The following is an 8,997-nucleotide window of genomic DNA, read 5'->3' as shown; positions in this document are numbered from 1 at the left end:
AGGAAAGCGGCCTGCTCCAGGCAGCAGCGGGCCTCGGGCGTGGTCGCGGGCACGGCTCGGGGCTCGCACAGCCGAGCCTTTGCCACAAAGGGGTTGTGGCCCACCACCAGGCCCCAGGGCCGCATGGCGGTCAAGGGATCGACCGACAGCGCCTCCTGCTTGGTGAGCCCGAACGCCCGCGCCAGGCGCAGTCGCATGGCCAGCCGCGGCGCATCGGGCCGCACCGCCTCGATGGCCGTGAGCGCCTCCTCGTCGCCCCCGTCCACGGGCAGCAGCAATGAGCGCAGCAGCAGCCCGGCCTGCTCGTCGTCCTTGGCCGCCGCGGCATGGAGCAGGGCCACGCCCTGCTCCATGGATTCGATGCGTGTGGCGTCACGCAGCACCAGCGCACCCAGGCAAAAGCGCGCCAGCGTGGGATTGGCCACCGAACTGCGGTAGTCGGAACACAGGCGAAACAGGTGCAGCCAGGCGACGGCGATGCCGCCATCGGCGGCGCGCAGCAGCAGGGCTGCCGCCTTGCGCAGGTTCTGCGCGTGCACGAGGTTGTCTGGCGCAAGGTGCGCGCAGGACTGGCCGGAAAGCGCCCGCCCCAGCGCATGGCAGGCGCGCAGGTCGCCATCGGCGGCGCAGCGCTCCAGGCTGCTTTCTATCCAGCCCACCGCCAGCCGCCCCAGGCCATGGCCTGCCACCTCCGCCTGGTGAACCAGGTCGGCGATCAACTGCTGTATGGCGGGACAGGCAGCGGCATGGGGCAGATCGCCCAGGAGCTCCAGCATCTGCACTGCGCGTGGCGACTGGCCCATGGCCATGGCCTGGCGGGCTTCGCTGGCCATGACCTCGGCAATGTCCTGCGGCTGTACGGCGCGCAGGATCTGCAGGACCTGCAGCAGCTCGCCGCAGGTGAGCGCGGATGCGCCGCCTGCCCCGTGGCACGGAAGGGAAGCGCTGCACCGGCCCAGGCATTCCAGCGCCAGATCGAGTTCCCCCCGGATGAGATGCCATGCGGCGAGCTTCTGGCGCCCGACATCCTCGTACTGCGCAGCGATCCTCAAAGGCTCCAGCAGCCCGTGCTCCAGCAACTGCCTCAGCGGCAGATGCAGGGCCATGCAGACCGAGGCCTGGCGCCTGGCCTGGGGCAGTGCGGCCTGCAGGTAGCCGAGCCCCACGGAAATGCTTCTTGGCACGCCCGGACCCCCTGCCAGATAGGCCTCCCCGAGCTGAAGCCTGGCCCCCGTGTCCCCTCTTCTTGCCAGCATCCTCAGCTTGACATCCTCGCGACGCATTTTCTGTCCCCCCCGCCTATCTTTCAATACCCACCCACAGCCGCATCAGAGATACGACACGGATTATTTTTATTTCACCGGAGTCAATCCCCTGAATGCTATCAATGCCCAACATCCATCCACCCGACAGCAAAGTGACATTCAAGACATTTTGAAGAAAGGTAACTGTCATGAATGGCAGCCCCTCCCGTCTGGTGTTGGCGGGGTGGAACAGGTTTTGCACGAAAAGCCTGTGAATGGCTTGCCATGCCCTGCCCATTTCTTTTCAAGACCGAATGCGATCGCCTGCGGATTCTAGTATTTACCACAGCATCCGTTTTGAAAATGGATGCGCATGGAATCCACCATTCAATACAAGGATCAGGCATGAAATTCAATCGCATATTGGCGGCAGCATTGCCCGTCATTTCGCTGGCGGCCAGCGCCCAGTCATCCATCACCCTGTTCGGCATCGTAGACGTCAATGCGCGCTACGTGAGGAACAGCGACCTGCCTGGCAACCTGACCATGAACAACAGCGGCCTGGCCTCCGGGCGGCTGGGATTTCGCGGCGACGAGGATCTGGGCGGCGGACTGAGGGCCGGGTTCTGGCTGGAGTCGGATGTCAATGCCGACACGGGCACGTTCAGCTCCACGGGCAAGTTCTTCCAGCGCCGTTCCACCGTGAGCCTGTCGGGAGGTTTCGGCGAAGTGCGCCTGGGCCGCGACCTTTCGCCGGCTTCGGCACATACCTACAAATACGATCCGTTCGGCGTGATCGGACTGGCGGGTTCGGCCGTGACAAGCCGCATGCCGGACGGCTTCTCACCGTCCTACTACCGCCGGGACAACGCGATCCAGTACCTCTCGCCCAGCCTCTGGGGCCTGCGTGCGGAATTCATGTACGCCATGGACGAGAACCCATCGAGCAACGTGGGCCGCCACGTGGCAGGCCGGGTGCACTACGAAAACGGTCCATTGAGCCTGTCGCTTTCCTATGGCGCGACCGACATCGGCGCCGCCGGCACCAAGTTCAAGCAGTATGGCGCGGGCGCCTCGTACGATTTCGGTTTCGCCAAGCTCATGGGCCACTTCCAGCGGGAGGACCTGCCTTTCGGCACCTACGGCAGCAGCACCCTGGGCTCCGAGGACCGCTGGCTGCTGGGCATGACGGTTCCCGTGGGCAGCGGCCATCTCCGCGCCTCCTATGTGCGTACCGATTCGCGCAAGGGTCCGGTGGCATTCAATGACAGCGATGCGAACAAATATGCCATCGGCTATGTGCATGATCTGTCGCGCCGCACGGCCTTGTATGGAACCGTGGCCCGCATATCCAACAAGGGCAATGCGAATTTCGCCCTGTCGGGCGGTGCACCGGGGCTTGCTCCCAAGGGCACGTCAACGGGTGCGGAAGTGGGCATACGCCACAGTTTCTGATTTCCTTTCCGGGATTATTCCAGCCAGCGTTGCAAAACCGCTGGCGGCAGGCCGGGCAATGCCCTTTTTCCGCATTCACCAAACCATTGCCACGGCCTGCCATCCATCCATGTTCCGTTTGAATTGAAAATCCCATTTCCGCCAAGGAGCATTTCATGAAAAATATCAATGCCCTGTATATCGCAGGCATTTTTCTTGCCTGCCCAATGGCCCATGCGGACACTTTTCCCAACGGTCAATCGCATTACGGCTCGCCCGCGCCTGCAGGCTCCTACCGTAGCGTCGATCTGTCGCAGAAGACGCCCATCAACGTCACCTGCGGCGAAACCCTCAATTTCACCAGCAAGGGCAGGACATTCGCGTGGAAGGTCAGCTCCATCCGGCACAGCCATGTGCCGGTGGCGCGCTTTGCGCCGCCCGGTTTCGACACGCAGGGCCGCAGCATCTTCGTCATGCCCGCAGAGCACGAGCGAGGCGGCTGAAGGGGCCGCGTCGCTGCGGCCTGCGCTGCGCAGAATCCAACTCAACGCAACTCAACGCAGCAAAAAAAGGGCCCGCAATTCGCGGGCCCTTTTCGTTGCTGGAGGCAAGCCGAAGCTCAGGCCGCCAGGGCGCCGCGCATGGCGTCGATCACGGCCTTGTAGTCGGGCTTGCCGAAGATGGCGCTGCCCGCCACGAAGGTGTCGGCACCGGCATCGGCCACGCGGCGGATGTTGGTTTCCTTGATGCCGCCGTCCACCTCCAGGCGGATGTCGCGGCCGCTGGCCTCGATGCGCTTGCGCGCGGCCTCGATCTTGCGCAGCGTGCTGTCGATGAAGCTCTGGCCGCCGAAGCCGGGGTTCACGCTCATCAGCAAGATGAGGTCGATGTCGTCGATGACCCAGTCCAGCACGTCCAGCGAGGCGGCCGGGTTGAACACCAGGCCCGGCTTGGCGCCCTGGGCACGGATGTTCTGGATGCTGCGGTGCACGTGGGCCGTGGCATCGGGGTGGAAGCTGATGTAGTCGGCGCCGGCCTTGGCGAAGGCCGTGGCCAGTTCGTCCACGGGCGTGACCATCAGGTGCACGTCGACGGGCACGGGCTGGCCGTCGGGCGTCTTCGCATGGGGCTTCAGAGCCTCGCAGATCATGGGACCGAACGTGAGGTTGGGCACGTAGTGGTTGTCCATCACGTCGAAGTGGATCCAGTCGGCGCCGGAGGCGATCACATTCTTGACCTCGTCACCCAGACGGGCGAAGTCGGCAGACAGGATGGAGGGGGCGATGCGGTAGGTGGGGCTCATGGCCTGCGATTGTCGCAGCTAGCCCATACCGGCACCAGCGACGGCACAAAGCCATGGGTGGCGGCGCGTGGGGACGTTCGCAAGCCGGTACATTGCGGGCAGTTACCATTGCCGCCATGCCCATGAACGAGTTCCAGGTCCAGGTCCGCCCCGCCTTTTTGCCAGAGCAATCCGCTCCAGCGGCAGGCGTGTACGCCTTCTCCTACACGATCACCGTGACCAATACCGGCCAGGTGCCGGGCCAGTTGATCGCGCGCCACTGGATCATCACCAACGAACTGGGCCATGTCGAAGAGGTCAAGGGCCTGGGGGTGATCGGCCGCCAGCCGCTGCTGCAGCCCGGCGAGACCTTCGAGTACACCAGCGGCTGCCAGCTGCGCACGCCCAACGGCAGCATGCAGGGCAGCTATCTGTGCATCAGCCACGAGGGCGAAGTCTTCGAGTGCCCCATCCCGCGCTTTCATCTGCAGTCGGGCGCTGGCGGCGACAGCTTTCCGGACCCTGACAACCGCGTGCTGCACTGAGCGCGTTCCTCGGGGGAGGCGCTAGTCTTCCGCCCTGCCGCAAGACCCCTACATGAAGCGAATCACCCAAGACCTGCCCGGCCTTCTGGCCGCACTCGACCCCGAGGCCGACCTCGCGCACCGCCACATCTGGCTGATCCACCTGCTGGAGTGGGTGCGCGCGCCCAAGCCGTCGGTGGACGGCGCCGTGCAGCGTGTGCAGTTGCTGGTGGAGGCCGTGGAGGCCGATCCGGCCGTGCGCCAGCGCCTGCATGCGTGGTGGCTGCGCTTCATCGATACCGTGGACATCACGGCGCTGCTGGCCGATTTCGGCTTTGCGCCGCGCACCAACATGTTCAGCGAGCTGTCCGAGCGCGTGCGCTACAAGCTGCTGCCCAGCACGCCGGAGACGGTGGATGCCTCCGAGCTGTTCATGCTGGCCATGCCCGACGAATTCGACGCGCGCTGGCTGCACGCGCTGGACGCGGCCCTGCTCGAGCGCATCGCCGTACTGCTGACCGATGGCAGCGAGGGCCAGGGCAGCAGCTTCTGGCAGAACAGCCTGCTGGGCTCCATCACCTATTGCACGGGACAGATCCTGTCCACGGGCTTCTCGCCCGAGCTGCGCCTGCGCATGGACGAGCAGGCGCGCGACGACCAGCCCTTCCACGCCCTGATCCACGATGCGGAAAGCCTGCGCGTGGAGGTGCTGCACGCGCTGCGCACCAACGACCGGCGCGACGCGGCCGAGGCCCGGCTGCGCGAGCGCCTGGATGCCTGCCGCGCGGCCGTGACATCGGTGTACGCGCATTTCGAGTCCGAAGGCATTTCGGTGGGCCTGGTGTTTCGCCTTCGCCAGCTGCGCGCGCGCATCCTGCGCGTCAGGCGCCTGCTCGACTGCCTGCTGGCCGACAACCGCGCCACCGAGACGGCCGACCTGCTGGCCAACCTGGTGTCCGTGGGCATCGAGCGGCGCAGCCTGCGCGCGCTGCTGTCCACCAATACCTCGCTGCTGGCCGCCAAGGTGGCCGAGCGCAGCGCCGAGACCGGCGAGCACTACATCACGCGCACGGGCCGCGAGTACCTGTCCATGGTGACCAAGGCCGCCGGCGGCGGCTTCGTGATGGCCTTCACCACGCTGCTCAAGTTCGCGCTCTACGCGCTGGGGCTGTCGGCTTTCTGGGGCGGGCTGGCCGCGGGCATCAACTACTCCATCAGCTTCGTGCTGATCCAGCTGCTGCACTTCACGGTGGCCACCAAGCAGCCGGCCATGACAGCGCCGGCCATGGCCGCCAAGCTCAAGGACCTGCGCGCCAGCGAGGCCATCGAGGAATTCGTGGACGAGGTCGCGCACCTGGTGCGCTCCCAGGTGGCGGCCGTGCTGGGCAACGTGCTGGTGGTGCTGCCCATGGTGCTGCTGCTGTCGCTGGGCTATGCGCAGCTGTTCGGCCACACGCCCATCGACGAGCCGCATGCGATTGCCGTGCTCGATTCGCTGAGCCTGCTGGGCCTGTCGCCGCTGTTCGCTGCCTTCACGGGCGTGCTGCTGTTTGCCAGCAGCCTGATCGCGGGCTGGGCCGAGAACTGGTTCGTGCTGCGCCGGCTGGACTCGGTGATCCGCTACAACCCCGGCATCACGCGCTGGCTGGGCGCCGGGCGCGCGGATCGCTGGGCGCATTTCTGGCGCAAGAACATCTCGGGCTTTGCCGCCAATGTCTCGCTGGGCATGATGCTGGGCCTGGTGCCGGCCTTTGCGGCCTTCTTCGGCCTGGGGCTGGAGGTGCGCCACGTCACGCTGTCGGCCGGCCAGATCGGGGCCGCCATGGCCGCCCTGGGCTGGGAGGTTCTGCACTCCGACATGTTCTGGTGGGCGATTGCCCTACTGCCCATCAATGGCGCGTTGAACGTCACTGTCAGCTTTTATCTGGCATTCCGCGTTGCGCTGAGGGCACACAATGTCAGCGGAGTCGACCGCTCGCGCATCTATTCGGCCATCCGCCGCCGTCTGCGCACAGCGCCGCTGAGTTTCTTCCGCCCCTGAGCCTGCGGGACCTCGGGAACCACGCGGAACCCACGTGCTGGCGTGCCCGCCCGGCCTTGCAGCCTGGCAGGCACGCCAGTGGATCGCCAACGTAGTGTCCCCGTGCCAGGCGCACGGGACGCGGGCTTGCCCGCGCCGCAGGGAAGGCCTTGCGGAGCTTCGCTTGCGGGCCACTGGCTCGCGCAAAGGACGTCGCTGATGAATGACATGCTGAGCTTCTGGGAACCGTGGCTGCGGCCTTCGGCCGGGCTGGCCACGGTTCAGTGGTCCCTGCTGCTGGCCGTGGCCACCATGGTCGGCTATGCCTGCCAGCGCCATGCCGCCCTGCCCAAGGTCGTCGGCTACTCGCTGGTCGGCGGCATTGCCGGGTTGATCGGCTTTGGGGCCAACACCACCTGGCCGCTGCAGGGCACGGGGCTGTTCCTGCTGGAGCTGGGCGTGGCCATCGTGCTGTTCGAATGCGGCGGGCGCATCACGCTGCGCTGGTTCCGCCACAACCCCATGGTGCTGGTGCAAAGCGTGGCCGAGTCCGCGCTGACCTACGTGCTGGTCTCCCTGGTGCTGGGCTGGCTGGGCATGGCCCCCGAAGTGGCCGGGCCGCTGGCCCTGGTGGCCATGGCGGCCTCGCCCCTGGTGCTGACGCGCGTGGTGGCCGACATGCGTGCCGCAGGCGCCGTGACCGATCGCGGCCTGGTGCTGTCCACCCTGTCCACGCTGTATGCGCTGGCCCTGGGCAGCGCCAAGGCGGGCATGCTGACGCAGCCCAAGGCGGGCTTCGTGGCCTCGATCATGCCGGTGCTGGTGGTGCTGGGCGTCTCGGTGGCCGTGGCCCTGGTGCTGGCCGTGCTGATGCGCCTGGCGCTGCGCTTCATGAGCCCGGCCAGCGAGAACACCTCCATCCTCTTTCTCACCCTGATTTCGGCCAGCGTGCCGCTGACCTCGTACCTGGGCGGCTCGGCGCCGCTGGCGGCGCTGCTGGGCGGCATCCTGCTCAAGCAGTTCAACCCGCGCCCCTGGGCCTGGCCGCGCCAGCTGGGCACGGCGGCCTCGCTGCTGACCATGCTGATGTTCGTGCTGGTCTCCACCGTGGCCGCACAGGCCGACTGGAGCGCGCCGGTGGCGGGCGTGGTGGGCGCCGTGATCCTGGCGCGCCTGGTCGCCAAGACCCTGGGCGTGGCCGTGGGCAATGTGGGCACGGGCGCCAACTGGCGCCAGGCCTTCTGGGTGGGCTGCGCCATGGCGCCCATGTCATCGGTGGCGCTGCTGATCGCCTCGCAGTTCGTGGCCGCCGCGCCCGAGCTGGGCGCGCAGATCGCAGGCGTGGCCCTGCCCACCATTTTGGTGATGGAGGTGCTGGGCGCCGCCCTGGCCACCGTGGCCATCTACCGCTCCGGCGAAAGCTCCCGTCCCTGGAAGCCGCTGAGCCGCTCGAACACCGCAGGAGATGAACGTGAGTCTTGAAGCCTTCAACTCGTCCGAACCGCTGACCCTGGGCGTGGAGCTGGAACTGCAGCTGGTCAACACCCACGACTACGACCTGGCCCCCTACGCCGAGGACATGCTGCGCCTCATGCTCAAGAACCCGCTGCCCGGCAGCGTGGTGCCCGAGATGACGAACAGCATGATCGAGATCTCCACCAGCGTCTGCCATTCGGCCTCGGAGGTGCTGGGCCAGCTCAGCCAGATCCGCGATGCGCTGGTCAAAAGCGCCGACAAGCTCAACATCGCCGTGGTGGGCGGCGGCACCCACCCCTTCCAGCAGTGGCATGAGCGGCGCATCTACGACAAGCCGCGCTTCCAGGAGCTGTCGCAGCTGTACGGCTACCTGTCCAAGCAGTTCACCATCTTCGGCCAGCACGTGCACATCGGCTGCCCCGACGCCGACGCGGCGCTGCTGATGCTGCACCGCATGTCGCGCTACATCCCGCACTTCATTGCGCTGTCGGCCTCCAGCCCCTACGTGCAGGGCCACGACACGGCCTTCGACTCGGCGCGGCTGAACTCGGTGTTCGCCTTTCCGCTGTCGGGCCGCGCGCCCTGCGTGCTGCACTGGAGCGAGTTCGAGCAGTACTTCGACAAGATGACGCGCACGGGCGTGGTCAAGAGCATGAAGGACTTCTACTGGGACATCCGGCCCAAGCCGGAGTTCGGCACCATCGAGATCCGCGTGTTCGACACGCCGCTGACCATCGAGCGCGCAGCCGCCCTGTCCGGCTATGTGCAGGCGCTGGCCGCCTGGTTCATGGACACCCAGCCCTTCACGCCCGTGGAGGACGACTACCTGGTCTACACCTACAACCGCTTCCAGGCCTGCCGCTTCGGCCTGGAGGCCGTGTACGTGGACCCGGCCACGGGCGAGCACATGCCGCTGGCCGACCACATCCTCAAGACCATGGATGCCGTGGCCGACTACGCGGCCCGCCATGGCGCCGCGCCCGCCCTGCACCTGCTGCGCAGCGACGTGGCCGCCGG

Annotated in this window: 9 protein-coding genes; 6 read left to right on the top strand and 3 right to left on the bottom strand. The window is 66.7% G+C overall.

Annotation, left to right across the window (positions count from 1 at the left end; genetic code table 11):
- Together L995_RS05795 and L995_RS05790 are read right to left on the bottom strand one after the other, a co-directional pair.
- Positions 1-1,166, bottom strand: a 1,166-nt coding sequence (locus L995_RS05795; RefSeq protein WP_231574360.1) for a hypothetical protein, incomplete at its 3' end; no start/stop codon positions are given.
- A 133-nt stretch (positions 1,167-1,299) separates the two neighbouring features.
- Positions 1,300-1,506 carry a hypothetical protein gene (locus tag L995_RS05790; protein ID WP_156135993.1) on the bottom strand — a complete coding sequence of 69 codons (207 nt, stop codon included), beginning with the start codon at positions 1,504-1,506 and terminating at the stop codon, positions 1,300-1,302.
- A gap of 143 nt (positions 1,507-1,649) precedes the next feature.
- On the opposite strand from L995_RS05790, the gene L995_RS05785 reads away from it, so the two are divergent.
- Together L995_RS05785 and L995_RS05780 are read left to right on the top strand one after the other, a co-directional pair.
- Positions 1,650-2,699: a porin gene (locus L995_RS05785; RefSeq protein WP_047470068.1), complete on the top strand. Its 1,050-nt coding sequence runs from the start codon at positions 1,650-1,652 to the stop codon at positions 2,697-2,699.
- 155 nt (positions 2,700-2,854) lie between these two features.
- Entirely contained in the window at positions 2,855-3,181 is a 327-nt protein-coding gene (locus L995_RS05780) for a CzcE family metal-binding protein (protein ID WP_043790802.1), read from the top strand.
- Between the two features lie 116 nt (positions 3,182-3,297).
- Here L995_RS05780 and rpe read toward each other — a convergent pair whose 3' ends face one another.
- Positions 3,298-3,981, bottom strand: coding sequence for a ribulose-phosphate 3-epimerase (rpe, locus tag L995_RS05775; RefSeq protein WP_016450603.1), 684 nt, complete (start codon positions 3,979-3,981; stop codon positions 3,298-3,300).
- 116 nt (positions 3,982-4,097) lie between these two features.
- Here rpe and apaG point away from each other — a divergent pair, with 116 nt between their 5' ends.
- From apaG to L995_RS05755, 4 genes are all read left to right on the top strand, one after another.
- On the top strand, positions 4,098-4,505 hold the full coding sequence (apaG, locus tag L995_RS05770) for a Co2+/Mg2+ efflux protein ApaG (RefSeq protein WP_034367895.1): 408 nt from the start codon (positions 4,098-4,100) through the stop codon (positions 4,503-4,505).
- A 52-nt stretch (positions 4,506-4,557) separates the two neighbouring features.
- On the top strand, positions 4,558-6,525 hold the full coding sequence (locus tag L995_RS05765) for a site-specific recombinase (RefSeq protein ID WP_047470065.1): 1,968 nt from the start codon (positions 4,558-4,560) through the stop codon (positions 6,523-6,525).
- Between the two features lie 198 nt (positions 6,526-6,723).
- Positions 6,724-7,986 carry a cation:proton antiporter gene (locus L995_RS05760; protein ID WP_016450606.1) on the top strand — a complete coding sequence of 421 codons (1,263 nt, stop codon included), beginning with the start codon at positions 6,724-6,726 and terminating at the stop codon, positions 7,984-7,986.
- Positions 7,976-8,997, top strand: a 1,022-nt coding sequence (locus L995_RS05755) for a YbdK family carboxylate-amine ligase (protein ID WP_047470070.1), incomplete at its 3' end; no start/stop codon positions are given. The genes L995_RS05760 and L995_RS05755, both read left to right, overlap by 11 nt.

It is taken from the genome of Delftia sp. ZNC0008 (assembly GCF_000799035.1).
GTDB lineage: Bacteria > Pseudomonadota > Gammaproteobacteria > Burkholderiales > Burkholderiaceae_C > Comamonas > Comamonas tsuruhatensis.
Note: the sequence above shows the minus strand (reverse complement) of the source record. Positions and strands in the feature narration are given on the sequence as shown.

Excerpts from the sequence above, each read along its gene's own strand:
- rpe (WP_016450603.1), bottom strand. The coding sequence starts at position 3,981 with ATGAGCCCCACCTACCGCATCGCCCCCTCCATCCTGTCTGCCGACTTC.
- L995_RS05760 (WP_016450606.1), top strand. The coding sequence starts at position 6,724 with ATGAATGACATGCTGAGCTTCTGGGAACCGTGGCTGCGGCCTTCGGCC.
- L995_RS05765 (WP_047470065.1), top strand. The coding sequence starts at position 4,558 with ATGAAGCGAATCACCCAAGACCTGCCCGGCCTTCTGGCCGCACTCGAC.
- L995_RS05785 (WP_047470068.1), top strand. The coding sequence starts at position 1,650 with ATGAAATTCAATCGCATATTGGCGGCAGCATTGCCCGTCATTTCGCTG.
- L995_RS05780 (WP_043790802.1), top strand. The coding sequence starts at position 2,855 with ATGAAAAATATCAATGCCCTGTATATCGCAGGCATTTTTCTTGCCTGC.
- apaG (WP_034367895.1), top strand. The coding sequence starts at position 4,098 with ATGCCCATGAACGAGTTCCAGGTCCAGGTCCGCCCCGCCTTTTTGCCA.